Raw genomic sequence first — 18,079 nt, forward strand, 5'->3', positions numbered from 1 at the left:
GCACCCCAATGCCTTTCACCACATTCAGACTAGTGTCGGCACGGATGAGGAAGCGCTGCATCTTCGAGAAAAAACGTAAGCAAAACTGTCGATACAATTCGGAAAATCTGAATGCGATGTAGCTTTTGTGCGATCACCGAACACAAAACCATCGGGTTAAATCAGTTCAATTGACCAAGGTAACCATCTGGTACATTTTACCTCCACAGGCTGAAACCTTCGGCCCAAGCCAAAAACAATAAGTGGAGTTTGCCCCATGCCCCCTATCGTTCTGGTGCTCAACGGCCCGAACCTGAACCTGCTCGGCACACGTGAACCGGCAACCTACGGTCACGAAACCCTGGCTGATATTTCTGCTCTGTGCGGCCGCGCTGCCGAAGAATTCGGCCTGGCCGTGGAGTTTCGCCAGACCAATCACGAAGGCGAATTGCTCGACTGGATTCATGCGGCACGCGGCCGTTGCGCCGGGATCGTGATCAACCCGGCGGCGTGGACGCACACCTCGGTGGCAATCCGCGACGCGCTGGTGGCCAGTGAGTTGCCGGTGATCGAAGTGCACCTGTCCAACGTGCATGCGCGTGAGCCTTTCCGCCACCACTCGTTCGTCTCGGCCATCGCCACGGCGGTGATGTGCGGCTTCGGCAGCCATGGCTATCGCCTGGCCCTGGAGCATTTCAGTCAGCGACTGAAGGGGCGCGCAGCATGACCCGTAAACCGGTAATACTGGCTGGCCTGATCGGTGCGGGCATTCAAGCCTCGCGCACGCCAGCACTGCATGAACATGAGGGCGACGCCCAAGGCTTGCGCTACCTGTATCGGCTGATTGATCTCGATCAGTTGCATCTGGACAGCAACGCCCTGCCCGACTTGCTGCAGGCCGCCGAGCGGATGAACTACACCGGCCTGAACATTACTTTCCCGTGCAAGCAGGCGATCATCCCGCTGCTCGACGAACTGTCCCCGGAAGCCCGGGGCATCGGCGCAGTCAACACCGTGGTGCTCAAGGACGGCAAACGCATCGGCCACAACACTGATTGCCTGGGTTTTGCCGAAGGTTTTCGTCGCGGCTTGCACGATGTCGCCCGTGAGCGAGTAGTCCAAATGGGGGCCGGCGGTGCGGGAGCGGCAGTGGCCCACGCGTTGTTGAGCGAAGGCGTACAGCAGCTGAGTATTTTCGATGTCGACCGCGAGCGCGCCGAGAGTCTGGCGAACAACCTCAACCAGCATTTCGGCTCAGGCCGCGCGGTGGCCGGGCGTGATCTGCCGGGCACGCTGAATCAGGCCGATGGTCTGGTGAATACCACGCCGATGGGCATGGCCAAACTTCCGGGGATGCCAGTGCCGGTGGAGTTGCTGCGCAAGGAATTGTGGGTTGCGGAGATCGTTTACTTCCCGCTGGAAACGGAGCTGCTGCGCAACGCCCGCGCGCTGGGTTGCCGCACGCTGGACGGCGGCAACATGGCGGTGTTTCAAGCGGTGAAGGCGTTTGAATTGTTCAGCGGCGTGGTGCCGGACGCAAAGCGGATGCTGGCGCATTTTCAAAGCATGAACGCTTAAAAGATCAAAAGATCGCAGCCTTCGGCAGCTCCTACAGGGCCTTGTGTAGGAGCTGCCGAAGGCTGCGATCTTTTGCTTGTCACGGCTGCAAGTAGCGCAACACCGACTCGCAGATCATCTCGCGATGACGCTGCTTGATGCTTTCGTCCGGCAAGTCGATCTGAAAAATCTCACCGAACGTATGGCGATTCGAGACGCGGTAGAAACAGAACGAGCTGATCAGCAAGTGCACATCCAGCGCGTCCAGCCCGGCGCGGAAGACACCCTCCTCGGCACCGCGACGCAAAATCTCGCCCAGTGAATCGAGGATCGTATTGTTCATCGCCTTGATCGTGTCCGAACGCTTCACGAACTCGGCGTTGTGAATATTTTCGATACAGACGATGCGCACGAAATCGACGTTGCGGTCGTGGTGATCGAAGGTGAATTCCACCAGTCGACGGATCGCCACCACCGGCGGCAACTCGGCCAGGTGCAGGCGGTTTTCGGTGCTGCGGATGTCGCCGTAAAGCTTCTCCAGCACCTCGACGTACAACTGCTCCTTACTGCCGAAGTAGTAATAGATCATGCGTTTGGAGGTGTGGATGCGCTCGGCGATCGCGTCGACGCGGGCGCCGGACAAGCCCTGCTGGACGAACTCGACGATCGCCTCCTGCAGGATGTTCTCGCGGGTTTTTTCCGGGTTGTTCTTGCGACTCTTGCGCGGCTCGATACCGGATTCGACGGGAGCGGCGGGGAGTTCTGAAGTCATTGTCATTGCGGGCTCACGGCCATCACTGCACAGGTTGGCGATTATGGGCCGCGCTGCACAGTGAAGGAAGCCACGCGGCTCGTGTTTAATCCCGCGTTTACGAAATTCCTACAACTTCGCCTGACGCACCGCACCGCTGCGTGATTTGGCCATCGCCGCCAGACGGACCGCGACGTTCGCCGCACCATAACCGGCATAGCCGTTTTTACGCTGGATGATCTCGAAGAAGAAGCGCCCCTCGAATGGCTCGGTGTACACGTGGAACAGCTCGCCGCCCTGTGCGTCACGATCATAAAGCACGTTGTAGTACGCCAGCTCGCTGAGGAATTCGTCATCGAAATCGAAGCGCGCGGCGAGGTCGTCGTAATAGTTGAGCGGGATATCCAGCAGCGGCACTCCAGCCTCTTTGGCGCGACTGACTTCGGCGAAGATGTCCTCACAATCGAAGGCGATGTGATGCACACCGGAACCGCGATAACTCGACAGCGCATGGGAGATCGCGGTGTTGCGATTCTCGGAGATGTTCAGTGGTAGACGGATCGAGCTGTCGCGGCTGCGCAACGCCCGGCTCTTCACCAGCCCGTACGGATCGGGCAGCACCACCTCATCGTCGGCCTCGAAATCCAGCAGGCTCTTGTAGAACAGCACCCAGCTGTCGAGGCTGTCGGCCGGCAACGCCATGGCCATGTGATCGATGCGCTTGAGGCCACCACGGGCCTGAGCGTTCGGCAGCAGATTGAAGTCGGTGCCATAAACGTCCGCCGCCTCATCCACCAGATAAATCAGGCTGCCGTCCGGCGCACGCACCGCGGCCAGTTCCAGTTCGTTGGGGCCGACCAGGCCGCGATAGGGCTGGCCCTTGTAGGCGACGGCGCGGGCCAGGGCGCTGGCGCTGTCCTTGACCCGCACGGCGGTGGCACACAGCGACGGGCCGTGGGCCTCGAAAAAGCTGTGGCCGAACGAGTACGGTTCGGCGTTGAGGATCAGGTTGATATCGCCCTGGCGCAACAGACTCACGCTCTTGGAGCGGTGCTGTCCAGCCTTGACGAAGCCCAGGCGCTCCAGCCAGTTGCTCAGTTTGGCGCCGAGGCTTTCGTCGACGGCGAACTCGAGAAACTCGATGCCGTTGTACTCGCTGGCCGGCGGCGTTTCGAAGAGGATGTCGCGGTTGGCCACCGGCGTTGTTTGCTGTTCCAGGCGCTGACGGGTTTTCTCTTCCAGATACAGCAGCGAACGCAGACCATCAGCGGCATTGGCCCGTGGTGGCGCGGCGCGGAAGCCATCGTTGAAGATCTCCAGCGACAACGGCCCGGTGTAACCACTCTGGATGATCGGCGCGAGGAACCCCGGCAGATCGAATTCGCCCTGCCCCGGGAAGCAACGGAAATGCCGGCTCCACTCAAGGACGTCCATGGCGAGGATCGGCGCGTCGGCCATTTGCACAAAGAAGATCTTGTCGCCAGGAATGTCGGCAATCGCGCTTGGATCACCTTTCAGCGACAAGGTGTGAAAGCTGTCGAGCAGCACGCCGAGTGCCGGGTGGTCGGCCTGGCGAACAATGTCCCAGACCTGTTGATAAGTATTGACGTGCCGGCCCCAGGCCAGCGCTTCATAGCCGATACGCAACCCGCGAGCGCCGGCACGTTCGGCCAGCAGCCGCAGATCATCGACGAGAATCTGCCGGTCGCCAACGCTGTCCGCCGAGGCGTTGCTGCAGACCAGCACCAGATCGGTGCCCAGTTCCTGCATCAGGTCGAATTTGCGCTCGGCCCGCTCCAGATTGCGCGCCAGCCGATCTCGGCGGCAGCCTTCAAAATCGCGGAACGGCTGGAACAGGGTGATGGCGATCCCCAGGTCAGCGCACATCTGCCTGATTTCCCGCGGGCTGCCGTCGTAATACAGAAGATCGTTCTCGAAGATCTCGACGCCATCGAAACCGGCGGCGGCAATGGCTTCGAGCTTTTCCGGCAGAGTGCCGCTCAGGGAAACGGTGGCTATGGAACGCTGCATGTTTCTACTCCCGATGGGGATCGTCTTGTCACGCGTCCCTGTAGGAGCTGCCGAAGGCTGCGATCCTTTGATCTTCACAAACAAAGATCGCAGCCTTCGGCAGCTCCTACAGAGGTACGTTTTTTATCGTGAGGGAAATTATTGGCTGCATCGTCTTCAGCAGCAATTTAAAGTGTACCAGCCGGTTAGTTTTGCGTGCGATTATCGAACACTATGGCGTTTCGGCGAATTGACGATTTTTCGTCCACTGCCCACCATCGACTTCACATTGAGTCCGGAAATGAACCTTCGGTCGCAGTGCGTGCAAACAACACCACATAACAAATTCAAAAACGGGTGGAACAATGATTCCTTCACAGACTTCCCGCATGGCCCCGGCCATGAGCACTGCCACGGGTGGCATCGGCGACAAGATCCGCGGCGCCATGGCTGTCGGCAAGACCCGTTGGGGCATGCTGGCGCTGGTGTTTTTCGCCACGACCCTGAACTACATCGACCGCGCCGCCCTCGGCGTCATGCAGCCGATCCTCGCCAAGGAAATGAGCTGGACGGCGATGGATTACGCCAACATCAACTTCTGGTTTCAGGTCGGCTACGCGATTGGTTTCGTCCTGCAGGGACGATTGATCGACCGGGTCGGCGTGAAACGCGTGTTCTTCTGCGCAGTGCTGCTCTGGAGCCTGGCCACCGGCGCGCACGGTCTGGCGACATCGGCCGTCGGCTTCATGGTCTGCCGGTTCATCCTCGGCCTGACCGAAGCGGCCAACTACCCGGCCTGCGTGAAAACCACGCGCCTGTGGTTCCCGGCCGGTGAACGCGCCGTGGCCACCGGCATCTTCAACGCCGGGACCAACGTCGGCGCCATGTTCACGCCGATGCTGTTGCCGCTGATTCTCCACGTGTGGGGCTGGCAGGCGGCGTTCCTGTGCATGTCGGCACTGGGCGGGATCTGGTTGCTGTTCTGGGGCCTGAAGTACTTCAACCCGGAAGACCATCCACGGGTGAAAAAATCCGAACTCGACTACATCCAGCAGGAAGTCGAACCGGAACAGGCCCGCGTACCGTTTTCACGCATCCTGCGCATGCGCGGCACCTGGGCGTTCGCCCTCGCCTATTCGCTGACCGCGCCGGTGTTCTGGTTCTACCTGTACTGGCTGCCGCCGTTTCTCAATCAGCAATACAACCTGGGCATCAACGTCACCCAGATGGGTATTCCGCTGATCATCATCTACGTGACGGCCGACTTCGGCAGTGTCGGCGGCGGCATTCTGTCTTCGTTCCTGATCGGTCGCGGCATGAACTCGATCAAAGCGCGGCTGCTGTCGATGTTCCTGTTCGCCTGCTGCATCATCGGCGTGATCATGGCCGCCGGTTCGAGCAATCTGTGGGTCGCCGTCGCGGCAATCTCCCTGGCCATCGGCGCGCATCAGGCCTGGACCGCGAACATCTGGAGCCTGGTGATGGACTACACGCCCAAGCACATGATGAGCACGGTGTTCGGTTTCGGCGGTATGTGCGCAGCGATCGGCGGGATGTTCATGACCCAGATCGTCGGCCACATCCTGACCGTCACCAATAACAACTACACGGTGCTGTTCACGCTGATCCCGGCGATGTACTTCATTGCGCTGACCTGGATGTACTTCATGGCACCGCGCAAGATTCCAGACGTCACCGAATAACCCACCTACCCCTCCCCTTGTAGGAGCTGCGGCACGCTGCGATCTTTTGATCTTGATTTTGAAGATCAAAAGATCGCAGCGTGCCGCAGCTCCTACACAGGGATTTGTCGATCCTTCAGCGACGGCTTTGCTGCCAAGCCGCCGCCAGGCCGCTGCAGCAGATCACCGCAATGCCGATCACCGTCAACAGACTCGGCGTGTGATTGAACACCACCCACCCCAACAACCCGGCAAACACGATCTGGCAGTAGCCGAACGGCGCCAGCAATGCCGGCGCGGCATGGCGGAACGCCTGGGTCAGAAACAGGTGCGCGGTCATCCCACAGCTGCCCAGCGCCAGCATCAACACGGCGTGTGACAAGGTCGGCACCTGCCAGAAGAACGGCACCAGCGCACTCATCACCAGCGTGTTGCACAGACCGGCGAAAAAGTTGCTGGTGGTCGGGCTGTCGACCTCACTGAGCTTGCGCGTCAGCAGTTGATAGAAGCAGAAAAACAACGCCGAGCAGAATGGCAGCAGCACCGCCGGGGTGAACAACTCGCCTCCCGGATGGACGATGATCAGCACCCCGATAAAACCGCAGATCACCGCGATCCACTGTCCGCGCGTCACCCGTTCCTTGAGCAGCGGCACCGACAGGGCCGTTACCAGCACCGGCGCAAGAAAGTTGACCGCCGTGGCCTCGGCCAGCGGGATGTACAGCAGCGCCGTGGTGAAAAACAGACTGGTGCCGAGCAGGCACAACGCCCGCGCCAACTGCCACAACGGCCGCTTGGTGCGCAGCACGCGCAACCCCGACTGCGGCAGGAAAATCCCCGCCATCAGCAAGGTGTGCACCAGATACCGCGCCCACACCACCATGATGATCGGGTAGAAGCCCGAGAGGTATTTCGACAGCGCGTCGTGGCTGGAGAACAGGAAAGTCGCCACAACAATCAGCAAGATCCCCTTGAAGGGTTGGTTGACACCGGAGAGCGGGGTGCTGACGGTCATTGGATATCTCTGAAGGAAAAATAAACAGTGGCGAGGACGCTGGCGCCCCGCCACAAAAACTGACTTACAACTGCGCCAACAATTCCCGCGTCCTGTCGAGCGCCATCTGCGCTCGTTGCAATCCGCTTACACCCTGCTCCAGCAGTTTTACCGTGGGGATCTCCAGGCTCAGTGGAATATTAGCTGGCAGACTGCGCAACAAACCGTGCAAATCACAATCGCCCTCGCCGGGAAACCGCCGCTCATTGCGCGCCTGACGCAAGATCTCGGCCATGTCCGCCGGTCGCGGTCCCGCCACATCGCACAATTGCGCATAACGCAGGCGCGCGGGCGCAACGCTGACCAGATCCTCCAGCCGTGAGCCGGAGCGATCGAAATGAAAGGCATCGACCAGCACCGCGGCATTTTCCCGGTCGGCATTGGCAACGATGCGCAACGCCTGTTCGAGGTTGCGCGCATCGGTCCAGGGCATGAACTCCAGATGCGGATGCAAACCGTAAGGCGCCGCCTGATCACACAGCGCGGCAAAATTGTCGGTGAGCCGTTGCTCGTCAGGATCATTGCCGGCGACCAGTAATTCACTGGCGCCGAACTCCGCGCCGACGGCCAGCAGCTTCTCGAAATCGGCGACCACGGTTTGCGGTTTCAGACGCAGGATTTCCACATCGAGCACAGCGATGCCAGTCTCGCGCAAACGCCTCAACGTCTGACGCCGCAGATCACCATCGGCCACCAGCGGAAAGTGATATTCCTCCGCCGTCGCCGGCTCCAGGCGCAGGCCGACATGGCTGTAACCGGCACGCGCCGCCACCTCGACCATTTGCGGTGGCGACAATTCGAGTACGGTGAGACTGGCCAGAGACAAGATTCGGTCGTTCATGCTCAAGCCTCGACCGCTGCCGGGGAACAGGCACGGCCGCTGGCCGCCGCTTCACGAATCGCCTCGACCAGCGCCAGGGTTCGCGCGGCATCGGCGGCACTGACCAAGGGTTCGACCTCACGCCGCGCGACCTGCACAAAATGCTGCAACTGTAACCGCAAAGCATCCCCGGCCGCGCAGTACTCCTCCACCGCGAGCAAAGGCTCGTGCCAACCGGCATCGACTTGATCGGCAGCGTAATGCCAGCGTTTGAGTTGCGGAAGGCTCAGCGCCCCGGCGGTGCCCGCCAGCAGATAACACGGCTGATCGACCTGACGCGGATAGACCGGATTTTCCCCGGAATTCAGCTCCCAACTCCACGGCGCGGCGACCGCATCGGAACCGGTCAGCGTGCCCAGTGCACCGTCGGTAAATTGCAGTAACACCGCGACGCTGTCTTCGTTGGCAAAACCCCGCACCGCGTTGTCGGTGACGGCCTGCACCGCCTGCACTTCACCGCACAGGTGACGCAGCAGATCGAGGTCGTGAATCAGGTTGGTCAGCAACAGGCCCGCGCCCGGTTCTCGGCGCCACGGAACCTCGAAATATCGGTCGGGTTTGCGTAACTGGAACAGCGCGGTAACCGTGGTCAGCTGCCCGAGCGCGCCGCTGCGCAGCAATTGGTGGGCACGCACGATCAACGGATTGTGCCGCCGATGATGGCCGACCAGCACCGGCACACCACTGCGTTTGACTGCCGCCACCAGCTCACGCACCTCATCCAGATGCACACCCACCGGTTTCTCCAGCAACACCGGAACCCCGGCGGCGAGGCAATCCAGCGCCGTGCTGACGTGCTGATTATTCGGATTGGCCACGATCACCGCGTCCGGCCGTACCTGCTCCAGCATCTGCCGGTGATCGGCGAAATACGCCACGCCCCACTGCGCCGCCAGCGCTGGAGCCTGAGGGCCGGGATCAGCCACTGCGCACAACCGGGCTTCTTCGAGGGTTTGCAAATGCTGGTAATGCTGCTGGCCCATGTTGCCAGCGCCGATCAGGGCGATACGAAGGGGCGGAGTCAAGGCGCGATCCTTTTGTGATTGTTGTTGGAATGTCACTCCAGCAACAATTTAGAACCGCGTTCCACAATCAAACACCCAGTGATGGGAAAACCGTGCGAACACCGCACAACTTCATACACGACACCCGGACCTGTAGGAGCTGCCGAAGGCTGCGATCTTTTGATCTTGACCTTAAAAAACAAAGTCAAAAGATCGCAGCCTTCGGCAGCTCCTACAGGGGATCGGTCAGATGAACAATTCGGACGCCAGACTCGCCGCCGACAACTCCTCGGTAAACTTCATCAGCAGCGGCGCCAATTCATGCAGCCGCGCGCCGGGCATCCGTGCGCTTGGCCCGGCAATGCTCAGTACACCGATCACCCGCCCGTCAACGGGATGCTTGACCACCGCGGCAATCGCCGAAGTACCCACCGCCGAACTGTCCTCGACACAGGCATAGCCTTGCTCTCGCGCCAGACGCAGACGCTCCAGCAGTTCGATATTGGAGCGCGGCGCATTCGGCCCGACGCCCATCGGAACTTCCGCGCCTTGAAGCTCGACCAGCGACAAGGCTTCGGCGTCGCTCATGCAGGCCAGCCACGCGTGCCCGGAAGCGGTGTAGAACAACGGCGCGTCGCGGCCCATGTCCGGGTCATAACGCAGGCCCGTGCGTGCGCCCTGCGCCTTGGCGATCCAGGTCTGGCGCTCGCCATCGATCACCCCCAGACGCACCAGCTCACCGGTTTCCTGAGCCAGTCGATCCAGCACCGGCTGCACGATGTCGGCACCGCTGCTCGACAGATACTGAAACCCCATCGCCACCAGTTTGGTCGACAGGTGATAGCGCAAAGTCTCGGCATTCTGTCGCACGTAGCCCAGCCGAATCAGCTCCGCGAGCATCCGGTGCGTGGCACTTTTCGGGATGTCCAGTTGCTCGGCCAGGGTCTGCATCGGCAGCCCGCGCGGCTCACTGGTGAGGCTTTCCAGCACGTTGAAAACCCGTTCGATCTGACTGCCGGCCATGGGAAGGTCCAAGTGAAATTTTGCCGATTCTAGAAGACATCCGAGACAAAGCGAAATCCGGAACTGGCCGTGCGATAACCGCCCACTTTACTGAAACATGCCTTGTTGCAGCTGAACTTCATTGGTTAATTTCTGGAATCTAATTCCAATAAACCCAGTTGCGGAGCTTTGCCTGATGCCTGCCGAACTTCCCGAAATCGACTGCGACGTTCTGGTCGTCGGCTCCGGTGCCGCCGGTTTATCCACAGCGGTCACTGCCGCATGGCACGGTCTGAAGGTCATCGTGGTTGAAAAAGATCCGGTGTTCGGCGGTGCCACCGCGTGGTCCGGCGGCTGGGCATGGGTGCCGTGCAATCCGCTGGCCCGACGCGCCGGCATCGTCGAAGACGTCGAGCGACCGCGCACTTACCTGCGCCACGAACTCGGTGAGCATTACGACCCGGCAATGGTCGACGCATTCCTCACTGCCGGGCCACACATGGTCGCGTTTTTCGAACAGCACACTGCTCTGCAATTCGCCGATGGCAACGCCATTGCCGACATTCATGGCGATACACCCGGCGCCGGCACGGGCGGTCGCTCGGTGATCGCGGCGCCTTACGACGGACGAAAAGTCGGACGCTTGCTCAGGCGCCTGCGTACAACAATGCGCGAAACGTCCTTCATGGGCATGCCGATCATGGCCGGCGCCGACCTTTCGGCGTTCCTCAATCTCACCCGTTCGCTGAAAGCCGCGTGGCATGTAACCCGTCGTTTTACCCGACACTTGCTCGATCTGGCGGTACATGGCCGGGCCATGCAATTGGTCAACGGTGTGGCGCTGGTCGCAAGGCTGGCGAAGTCCGCCGAGGACCTTGGCGTTTTGTTATGGGAGTCGGCACCCGTGACCGAACTGCTGCGCGATGAAGCAGGGGTTTGCGGCGCGCTGGTCAACAGCGCCAAAGGCCCGATCCGCATTCATGCACGCAACGCCGTGGTGCTGGCCGCCGGCGGATTCGCCAACGACGTCGAACGGCGCAAGGCGTTGTTTCCGCGCACGCCCACGGGTCATGAACACTGGGCACTGCCACCGCTGGCGGTGAACGGCGACGGCCTGCGCCTGGGCGAAAGCGTCGGCGCCACGGTCAACACCGAGCTGGCGTCACCCGTGGCCTGGGCGCCGGTCTCGCAAGTGCCGCATGCCGACGGCAGCATCGGCCATTTCCCACACATCATCGAACGCGGCAAACCGGGAATCATCGGCGTACTGCGCAACGGCCAGCGCTTCGTCAACGAAGCCAACGGTTACTACGACTACGTCAGCGCCATGGTTGCCGCCACCCCTGAAGGCGAAGAAGTCGCCTCGTGGCTGATCTGCAGCCGCGCCTTTCAACGGCGTTATGGCTTGGGCATGTCGCGGCCATTTCCCGTTCCGGTGTCAGGATTTATCCGCAGCGGCTATCTGAAAACCGGCAACACCCTTGGAGAATTGGCCAGCGCCTGCGGCATCGACCCCAGCGGGTTGCGCCAGACGGTGGAGGACTACAACCGCCATGCACGCCACGGCGAGGACCCGTCGTTCGGTCGCGGCGCAACGCCCTATAACCGCAAACAGGGCGATCCGGCGAACCTTCCCAACCCTTGCGTTGCCCCAATAGAGACAGGCCCCTTCTATGCCGTGAAAGTCCAGCCGGGCTGCTTCGGCACCTTTGCCGGGCTCAAGGTCAACCCGCAGGCGCAAGTGCTCGATGCCCATGCCCAGCCCATCGCCGGGCTCTACGCCGCCGGTGGCGACATGGCCAGCATCATGGGCGGGCACTATCCGGCAGGCGGGATCAACCTCGGCCCGGCGCTGACTTTCGGCTACATCGCCGCTCGGCATATCGCCGGCATCACTGCTTTCGAACAGGAGATCGACCATGCAACACATCGTTAACGCCCAGGGTTTGAACATGCCGAAACTGGGCCTCGGCACCTGGCCGATGCTCGGCGACGAATGCACCCGTGCCGTCGAGCAGGCCCTGGAACTCGGCTACCGGCACATCGACACGGCAGCGGCCTACAACAACGAAGACGCGGTCGGACAAGCATTGGTGAACACACCGACACCCCGCGAGCAGATTCATGTCACCACCAAGGTCTGGTGGGACCAGTTGCAACCCGACGCCATGCGCCACTCGATGGAACGAAGCCTCAAGTCTTTGCGCAGCGAGTACGTCGACCTGTTCATGATCCACTGGCCGAGCACTGACTGGGACTTGCCGCGCACGCTTGAAACCCTCGCATCCTTCAAGGAGCAAGGTCTGGCTCGCAACATCGGCGTGGCGAATTTTCCGCTGCCGCTGCTGCGCACAGTCGTCGAGGAACGCGGCATCCCTCTGTCAGCGATCCAGGTCGAGTACCACGTCCTGCTCGGCCAGAACGCCCTGCTCGACTACGCGCGCCAACACGACCTGGCGCTGACCGCGTACACACCGCTGGCGCGCAACAAGGTCTCGGAGATTCCACAGATTCAGCAGATTGCCGAAAAACACGGCGTGCTGCCGACTCAGGTGGCGTTGAAATGGCTGCTGGATCAGAACAACGTGGCAGCGATTCCCAAAGCCAGCAGCCGGGCCAATCAACTGGCGAACCTGGCTTCGCTGCAGGTTGAACTGGACGCTGAAGACCGCGCGCTGATCGCCGCCCTGCCGAAGAATCAGCGTCAGGTCAGCCCGGATTTCGCCCCGGTATGGGACGCCTTCAATCGCTGACGCACAGCGCGCCGAGAGAAATCCGCCAACGGATTGAATTAGTCGCCCACACGCTCGTCAATAACAGGCCCGCCCTCGTCACCCGAGGCCGGGCCTGTTTGCGTGTACGCCAATAGACGGACGACCGGACTGGCGCCACACTCCCACACCAGCAACACTCATCACCACGAACAGAAAAGAGGATTCCCACATGCTATGGAAAAAAGGCCGACGCAGTGACAACGTCGTCGATGCCCGTGGCGATGATAGCGGCGGCGGTGGTGGCATGCGGTTCGGTGGCAGCAAAGGCCTGAGCCTGGGGGCGATCCTGCTGATCGTCGGTATCGGCTGGATCACCGGGCAGGATCCGTTGCAGATCCTCGGCCAGCTCACCGGGCAAATGACCGAGCAATCGGCACCGGCCTCGACGCAAACCCGCCAGGCGCCACCGGCCAACGACCAGCAGGCCGAATTCGTGCGTTCGATCCTCGGCGATACCGAAGACACCTGGGGCGCAATCTTCCAGCAGGCTGGCCGCCAATATAAGGACCCGACCCTGGTGCTGTTCAGCAACCGGGTGAACTCCGCTTGCGGGCTGGCGACTTCGGCCACCGGCCCGTTCTATTGCCCGGCGGATCAGAAAGTCTATCTGGACATGGCCTTCTTCCAGGAAATGGCCCAGCGTTTCAAGGCCGCCGGCGACTTCGCCCAGGCCTACGTGATCGCGCACGAAGTCGGCCACCATGTGCAGACGCTGCTCGGCGTCTCGGCAAAAATTCAGGCGGCCCGTCAGCAGGGTCGGCAGATGCAGGGCGACGGCGGTTTGCTGGTACGTCAGGAGTTGCAGGCCGACTGCCTGGCCGGCGTCTGGGCCTACCATGCGCAGAAGCGCCTGAACTGGCTGGAACCGGGTGACGTCGAAGAGGCCTTGAATGCGGCCAACGCCATCGGTGATGATCGCCTGCAACAACAGGGTCAGGGCCGCGTGGTGCCGGACTCGTTTACCCATGGCACGTCGGCGCAAAGGGTGCGCTGGTTCAAAACCGGTTTCGCTCAGGGCCAGGTCGGCCAGTGCGATACCTTCGCGGCGAAAAACCTGTAAATGCGCAAATGGCTTCTGGCTTTACTGATCATCGGCGGCAACGCGCACGCGGCAGGCGTCGATGCCATCAGTCCCGGGCGCCTGCAATTCGAGGCCGGCGAAATGGCCGTCGGCATCAGCTCGGCACCGGAAAAAATCGAGCGGGTGCTGATCGTCATTCACGGACGGCTGCGCAATGCCGAGACCTACCGCAAGAGTGCCGAACGCGCCACCGAACTGGCCGGGCAAACGGCGCACACGCTGGTGATCGCGCCGCAGTTTCTCAACGAAAGCGACGTCGCCCTGTACTCCCTGCCCAACACATTGCTGCGCTGGAAAGGCAATGAGTGGATGGGTGGCGGGTTATCCACAGGGCCGAAGCCGCTGAGTTCCTACGCCGCACTCGACGCCATCGTCGCCCGGGTCAGCGACCGCAAGCAGTTTCCGGACGTGAAGCAGATCGTGATTTTCGGCCATTCCGGCGGCGGACAAGTGGTGCAGCGCTACGCCCTGCTGGCCAAGGAGCAACCGGCGCTGAAGGCCAATGGCATTCGCCTGCGCTATGTGGTGGCCAATCCGTCGTCGTACGCGTATTTCAACGAACAGCGGCCGGTGGCGTTCGACCACGCACAGTGCCCGGGTTTCAATCGCTGGAAGTACGGTCTGGCAGACATGCCGGTGTACGCCGGTGGGCAAACGCCGTTGCAGCTTGAAAGCAGCTACATCAAACGCGAAGTGTTTTATCTGCTGGGGCAGCAGGATATAGACCCGCAACATCCGGCGCTGGACAAGAGTTGCGCCGCCGAGGCACAGGGCGCGTATCGGCTGGAACGGGGCAAGGCGTTTTTCGGTTATCTGCTGCGCCGCCATCCGGAAGGGGTCAATCAGCGGCTGGTTGAAGTGCCCGGGGTCGGGCATAACGGCGATGGGATGTTGACGTCGCCGGAGGGGCTGAAAGCGCTGTTTGATTAGAGAAGCAAAAGATCGCAGCCTTCGGCAGCTCCTACATTTGTCCCGTGTAGGAGCTGCCGCAGGCTGCGATCTTTTGCTTTTAATCCACCAACATCCGCCGCAACTCGACACAATCCTGCGCATGCCAATCCGTCAGCTCCGGCCACGGATTGTCCGGCAGATTCACCAGCACTGTCCGTGCCCCGGCCGCTCGCCCGCAATCCAAGTCAAAGCGGTAATCCCCAACCATCACCATCTCGCGGGCCGGCACGTTCCAGGCCTCGGCCAGTTTCAGCAACCCGCCGGGATGCGGCTTGGGTGGTGCTTCATCGCGGCCCAGCACATCTTCCACGGCGAAGCAGTCGGCCAGGCCAATGGCTTCAAGTGTCACATGCGCCAGCTCTCGTGCATTGCGCGTCAGGATACCGAGCCGATAGCCACGCCCGTGCAGGTCACGCACCAGCTCCACCGCACCGGCAGCCGGTTTCGACCCCAGCGCCAGATCGCGCTCATGCTCCAGCAACCACGCGTGCTTCGCCGCTGCTTCCTCGGCCGGCAGCGCCGCGAGGTGGGTGAGAATGTCATCCTCGGGCGGAATCGCCAGCGCCACGCGAATCGCCGCAAAGTCATGCACGGCGACGGTCAGGGTGCCGTCCATGTCGAACACCCAATGCTTGACATCGCTCAGGCTCATGCCCAGTCCTTGCGGTGACGAATCAGGCCTTCCTGGGTCACCGATGCCACCAATTGCCCGGCGCGGTTGTACACGCTGCCACGGGAGAAACCCCGGGAATTGCCGGCCCACGGGCTGTCCATCGCGTAGAGCAACCAGTCATCGGCGCGCAGATCGTTGTGGAACCACAACGCGTGATCAAGGCTGGCGACCTGCATGTCTTTCTGCCAGACCGACTTGCCGTGGGGCAGCATCGAGGTGGTCAGCAAGCCGAAGTCCGAGGCGTAGGCCAGCAGGTATTTGTGCAGCGCCGGAATGTCGGCCAGCGCGCCGTCGGCACGGAACCACACATACTTAACCGGATCGGCCGGCTGCGGGTTGTACGGGTCCTTTTCGGTGACCGGGCGTACTTCGATCGGTTTCGGGCACAGCAATTTTTCGCGCATGTGCTCGGGGATCAGGTGCGCGCGTTGCTGGGTCAGTTCCAGCTCCGACGGCAGGTTTTCCGGGCCGACCACCACCGGCATCTGGCTCTGGTGCTCGAAGCCTGCCTCGTCGTACTGGAACGACGCGCTGCAGGTAAAGATCGGGTGGCCCTTCTGGATTGCCGTGACCCGCCGGGTGCTGAAGCTGCCGCCATCGCGCACGCGATCCACCGAATACACCACCGGCAACTTGGCGTCGCCCGGGCGCAGAAAATAGCCGTGCATCGAATGCACATGACGCGCCTCTTCAACCGTCTGACTGGCCGCCGACAGCGACTGACCGAGCACCTGGCCACCGAACAACTGACGGAAACCCAAGTCCTGGCTGCGGCCACGGAACAGGTTTTCCTCAATCGGCTCCAGGGTCAGCAGGTCGACCAGATCTTCCAACACTTGGCTCATTCAGACTCTCCTCACACAACGCTATGCCGCGCAGTCTTGGCTGCGGCGGCCCATTCAGGTTCTGGCGCGAGCCATTGTCGCGCCATTGTAAACGTCCGTGTCGGCTTAGCCATGCAAGGTCTGCAGCCATTGCTCCCTGGTAATGCGGTACAACAGATGCCGGCGCAACGGGTGATCGACGGCAAGTTTGGGGTGATCGAAATCATCGGCCGGATCGTGCTGCATGCCAATCGCCTGCATGACTTTCTCCGACGGCAGATTGCTCTGGGCGGTGAAAGACACGATTTCCTTCAGCCCCAGCCGATCAAAACCTGCGCGCAATGCCGTCCAAGCCGCCTCACTGGCATAGCCCAGCCCCCAATGCTCGCGGGCCAGACGCCAGCCGATTTCCACCGCCGGGGTGAACGGCGCATCGAAACCGACCACACCCAGGCCAGTGAAACCGATGAACGCACCGCTGTCCTTGCGCTCCAGCGCCCACAGACCGAAACCGTGCTCGGCAAAATGCCCGCGCACCCGGCCGATCATCGACGCACTTTCGAGACGGCTGAGCGGGGCCGGAAAGTAGCGCATCACCTGCGGATCGGCACACATCGCCGCAAATGCCGGCAAATCCTCGTCGCGCCACTGACGCATCAGCAGGCGTGCGCTTTCGAGTTGCTGAATCGGCTCCATCATGCCCCTCCATTTCCATGCCGCCAGTCTACATCGCTGGTAGGATCGTTCACTCTTTCCATCGTTCCTACATGAAGTTGCCATGCCCCTGCCGCTGATCTACCACGAAGACTACAGCCCCGAGTTTCCGGCGGATCACCGCTTTCCGATGGACAAATTCCGCTTGCTGCGCGACCACCTGGTCGACAGCGGCCTGACCCGCGACGCCGACCTGCTGCGTCCCGAGATCTGCCCCAACGACATCCTCGCCCTGGCGCATGACCGTCGCTATATCGAACGTTACATGAGCGGCGAGTTGTCCCGCGAAGACCAGCGGCGCCTCGGCCTGCCGTGGAACGAAGCACTGGCGCGGCGCACGGTGCGCGCAGTTGGCGGCTCGATTCTGGCGGCAGAAAAAGCCTTGGAGCATGGTCTGGCCTGTCACCTCGCCGGCGGCACCCATCACGCCCACTACGACTACCCGGCCGGGTTCTGCATCTTCAACGACCTGGCGATCATCAGCCATTACCTGCTGCAAAGCGGTCGGGTGAACCGGGTGCTGATCTTCGATTGCGACGTGCATCAGGGCGACGGCACCGCACGGATCCTGCATGACACCCCAGAGGCCATTACCGTTTCCCTGCACTGCGAGAAGAATTTTCCTGCACGCAAGGCCGAAAGCGACTGGGACATTCCGCTGCCCAACGGCATGGGCGATGCCGATTATCTGAAAGTGGTGGATGACACGCTCAACTACCTGCTGCCGCTTTATCAACCGGATCTGGTGCTGTACGACGCCGGGGTCGATGTGCACAAGGACGACGCCCTCGGTTATCTGCAGCTGACAGACGAAGGCGTGGCCGCCCGCGATGAAAGCGTGATGCGCCATTGCCTGGGCCGCGACATTCCGGTGGTTGGCGTGATCGGCGGTGGCTACAGCAAGGATCGCCACGCCCTCGCCCGCCGCCACGGCATCCTGCATCACAGCGCGCAACGGGTCTGGACGTCACACGGTTGTCACTAAGCTGTGCTGCGTTACCCACAATGGCTGTGGAACGGCCTGTGGATAACCTGAGCGAAAGGCACTACAGCCCGCAGCGAACACGGTGTACAGCGCGATGGTTGTTTTTTAACCAGGCCACCAGATTTACCGTCGATCCCCCTGTAGGAGCTGCCGCAGGC

General features: G+C 61.5%; 17 protein-coding genes. 8 read left to right on the plus strand and 9 right to left on the minus strand.

The annotated features are described in order from the left end of the window. The first annotated feature begins 256 nt into the window (after positions 1–256). Positions 257–706 (plus strand): type II 3-dehydroquinate dehydratase, encoded by a 450-nt coding sequence (gene aroQ / locus JN524_RS20890; RefSeq protein ID WP_025108744.1) that lies wholly within the window; start codon positions 257–259, stop codon positions 704–706. After that, positions 703–1,557 carry a shikimate dehydrogenase gene (locus JN524_RS20895; RefSeq protein ID WP_202370560.1) on the plus strand — a complete coding sequence of 285 codons (855 nt, stop codon included), beginning with the start codon at positions 703–705 and terminating at the stop codon, positions 1,555–1,557. Before aroQ ends, JN524_RS20895 begins: the two co-directional genes overlap by 4 nt. A 79-nt stretch (positions 1,558–1,636) precedes the next feature. Here the strand turns inward: JN524_RS20895 and JN524_RS20900 are convergent, their stop codons facing one another. Both JN524_RS20900 and quiC read right to left on the minus strand, forming a co-directional pair. After that, entirely contained in the window at positions 1,637–2,314 is a 678-nt protein-coding gene (locus JN524_RS20900; RefSeq protein WP_027612854.1) for a TetR family transcriptional regulator, read from the minus strand. A 102-nt stretch (positions 2,315–2,416) separates the two neighbouring features. After that, the gene (gene quiC, locus JN524_RS20905) at positions 2,417–4,318 is read right to left on the minus strand and encodes a 3-dehydroshikimate dehydratase QuiC (RefSeq protein ID WP_202370561.1); all 1,902 of its coding nucleotides are present in this window, start codon (positions 4,316–4,318) and stop codon (positions 2,417–2,419) included. A 344-nt stretch (positions 4,319–4,662) separates the two neighbouring features. Between quiC and JN524_RS20910 the strand changes: the two genes are divergently transcribed. Then, positions 4,663–6,000: an MFS transporter gene (locus JN524_RS20910; RefSeq protein WP_103367271.1), complete on the plus strand. Its 1,338-nt coding sequence runs from the start codon at positions 4,663–4,665 to the stop codon at positions 5,998–6,000. Positions 6,001–6,115: 115 nt separating this feature from the next. Here JN524_RS20910 and JN524_RS20915 read toward each other — a convergent pair whose 3' ends face one another. The 4 genes from JN524_RS20915 to JN524_RS20930 form a co-directional block, all read right to left on the minus strand. After that, positions 6,116–6,994, minus strand: coding sequence for a DMT family transporter (locus tag JN524_RS20915; RefSeq protein WP_103367270.1), 879 nt, complete (start codon positions 6,992–6,994; stop codon positions 6,116–6,118). Between the two features lie 64 nt (positions 6,995–7,058). After that, positions 7,059–7,874, minus strand: a complete 816-nt coding sequence (locus JN524_RS20920; protein ID WP_202370562.1) for a sugar phosphate isomerase/epimerase family protein — start codon at positions 7,872–7,874, stop codon at positions 7,059–7,061. 2 nt (positions 7,875–7,876) lie between these two features. Beyond that, the gene (locus tag JN524_RS20925) at positions 7,877–8,938 is read right to left on the minus strand and encodes a Gfo/Idh/MocA family protein (protein WP_202370563.1); all 1,062 of its coding nucleotides are present in this window, start codon (positions 8,936–8,938) and stop codon (positions 7,877–7,879) included. A 225-nt stretch (positions 8,939–9,163) separates the two neighbouring features. Beyond that, positions 9,164–9,940, minus strand: coding sequence for an IclR family transcriptional regulator (locus JN524_RS20930; protein ID WP_202370564.1), 777 nt, complete (start codon positions 9,938–9,940; stop codon positions 9,164–9,166). Positions 9,941–10,115: 175 nt separating this feature from the next. On the opposite strand from JN524_RS20930, the gene JN524_RS20935 reads away from it, so the two are divergent. The 4 genes from JN524_RS20935 to JN524_RS20950 all read left to right on the plus strand — a co-directional run bounded on the left by JN524_RS20935 (position 10,116) and on the right by JN524_RS20950 (position 14,704). Continuing rightward, entirely contained in the window at positions 10,116–11,855 is a 1,740-nt protein-coding gene (locus JN524_RS20935; protein ID WP_202370565.1) for an FAD-dependent oxidoreductase, read from the plus strand. Next, complete coding sequence (locus tag JN524_RS20940; RefSeq protein WP_202370566.1) at positions 11,839–12,672, plus strand: aldo/keto reductase; 834 nt, start codon at positions 11,839–11,841, stop codon at positions 12,670–12,672. The genes JN524_RS20935 and JN524_RS20940 overlap by 17 nt, the downstream gene beginning before the upstream one ends. Positions 12,673–12,862: 190 nt before the next feature. Then, positions 12,863–13,753, plus strand: a complete 891-nt coding sequence (gene ypfJ / locus JN524_RS20945; protein WP_202370567.1) for a KPN_02809 family neutral zinc metallopeptidase — start codon at positions 12,863–12,865, stop codon at positions 13,751–13,753. Next, positions 13,754–14,704, plus strand: coding sequence for an alpha/beta fold hydrolase (locus tag JN524_RS20950; RefSeq protein ID WP_202370568.1), 951 nt, complete (start codon positions 13,754–13,756; stop codon positions 14,702–14,704). A gap of 79 nt (positions 14,705–14,783) precedes the next feature. Here the strand turns inward: JN524_RS20950 and JN524_RS20955 are convergent, their stop codons facing one another. From JN524_RS20955 to JN524_RS20965, 3 genes are all read right to left on the minus strand, one after another. After that, positions 14,784–15,377: an HAD family hydrolase gene (locus JN524_RS20955; protein ID WP_202370569.1), complete on the minus strand. Its 594-nt coding sequence runs from the start codon at positions 15,375–15,377 to the stop codon at positions 14,784–14,786. Continuing rightward, a complete protein-coding gene (gene tesB / locus JN524_RS20960) occupies positions 15,374–16,243 on the minus strand; it encodes an acyl-CoA thioesterase II (protein WP_003228466.1) in 870 nt (289 codons plus the stop codon). The genes JN524_RS20955 and tesB overlap by 4 nt, the downstream gene beginning before the upstream one ends. Before the next feature lie 105 nt (positions 16,244–16,348). After that, positions 16,349–16,918, minus strand: coding sequence for a GNAT family N-acetyltransferase (locus tag JN524_RS20965; protein WP_202370654.1), 570 nt, complete (start codon positions 16,916–16,918; stop codon positions 16,349–16,351). An 82-nt stretch (positions 16,919–17,000) separates the two neighbouring features. Here JN524_RS20965 and JN524_RS20970 point away from each other — a divergent pair, with 82 nt between their 5' ends. Then, positions 17,001–17,921 carry a histone deacetylase family protein gene (locus JN524_RS20970; RefSeq protein WP_202370570.1) on the plus strand — a complete coding sequence of 307 codons (921 nt, stop codon included), beginning with the start codon at positions 17,001–17,003 and terminating at the stop codon, positions 17,919–17,921. Positions 17,922–18,079 lie beyond the last annotated feature (158 nt).

This window comes from Pseudomonas sp. MWU318, from assembly GCF_016756945.1.
GTDB classification, from domain to species: Bacteria; Pseudomonadota; Gammaproteobacteria; order Pseudomonadales; family Pseudomonadaceae; genus Aquipseudomonas; species Aquipseudomonas putida_A.

Coding starts and splice junctions, on each gene's coding strand:
- JN524_RS20940 (WP_202370566.1), top strand. CDS start 11,839: ATGCAACACATCGTTAACGCCCAGGGTTTGAACATGCCGAAACTGGGC.
- aroQ (WP_025108744.1), top strand. CDS start 257: ATGCCCCCTATCGTTCTGGTGCTCAACGGCCCGAACCTGAACCTGCTC.
- JN524_RS20895 (WP_202370560.1), top strand. CDS start 703: ATGACCCGTAAACCGGTAATACTGGCTGGCCTGATCGGTGCGGGCATT.
- JN524_RS20950 (WP_202370568.1), top strand. CDS start 13,754: ATGCGCAAATGGCTTCTGGCTTTACTGATCATCGGCGGCAACGCGCAC.
- JN524_RS20955 (WP_202370569.1), bottom strand. CDS start 15,377: ATGAGCCTGAGCGATGTCAAGCATTGGGTGTTCGACATGGACGGCACC.
- quiC (WP_202370561.1), bottom strand. CDS start 4,318: ATGCAGCGTTCCATAGCCACCGTTTCCCTGAGCGGCACTCTGCCGGAA.
- ypfJ (WP_202370567.1), top strand. CDS start 12,863: ATGCTATGGAAAAAAGGCCGACGCAGTGACAACGTCGTCGATGCCCGT.
- JN524_RS20965 (WP_202370654.1), bottom strand. CDS start 16,918: ATGGAGCCGATTCAGCAACTCGAAAGCGCACGCCTGCTGATGCGTCAG.
- JN524_RS20970 (WP_202370570.1), top strand. CDS start 17,001: ATGCCCCTGCCGCTGATCTACCACGAAGACTACAGCCCCGAGTTTCCG.
- JN524_RS20915 (WP_103367270.1), bottom strand. CDS start 6,994: ATGACCGTCAGCACCCCGCTCTCCGGTGTCAACCAACCCTTCAAGGGG.
- JN524_RS20920 (WP_202370562.1), bottom strand. CDS start 7,874: ATGAACGACCGAATCTTGTCTCTGGCCAGTCTCACCGTACTCGAATTG.
- JN524_RS20900 (WP_027612854.1), bottom strand. CDS start 2,314: ATGACAATGACTTCAGAACTCCCCGCCGCTCCCGTCGAATCCGGTATC.
- JN524_RS20910 (WP_103367271.1), top strand. CDS start 4,663: ATGATTCCTTCACAGACTTCCCGCATGGCCCCGGCCATGAGCACTGCC.
- JN524_RS20930 (WP_202370564.1), bottom strand. CDS start 9,940: ATGGCCGGCAGTCAGATCGAACGGGTTTTCAACGTGCTGGAAAGCCTC.
- tesB (WP_003228466.1), bottom strand. CDS start 16,243: ATGAGCCAAGTGTTGGAAGATCTGGTCGACCTGCTGACCCTGGAGCCG.
- JN524_RS20935 (WP_202370565.1), top strand. CDS start 10,116: ATGCCTGCCGAACTTCCCGAAATCGACTGCGACGTTCTGGTCGTCGGC.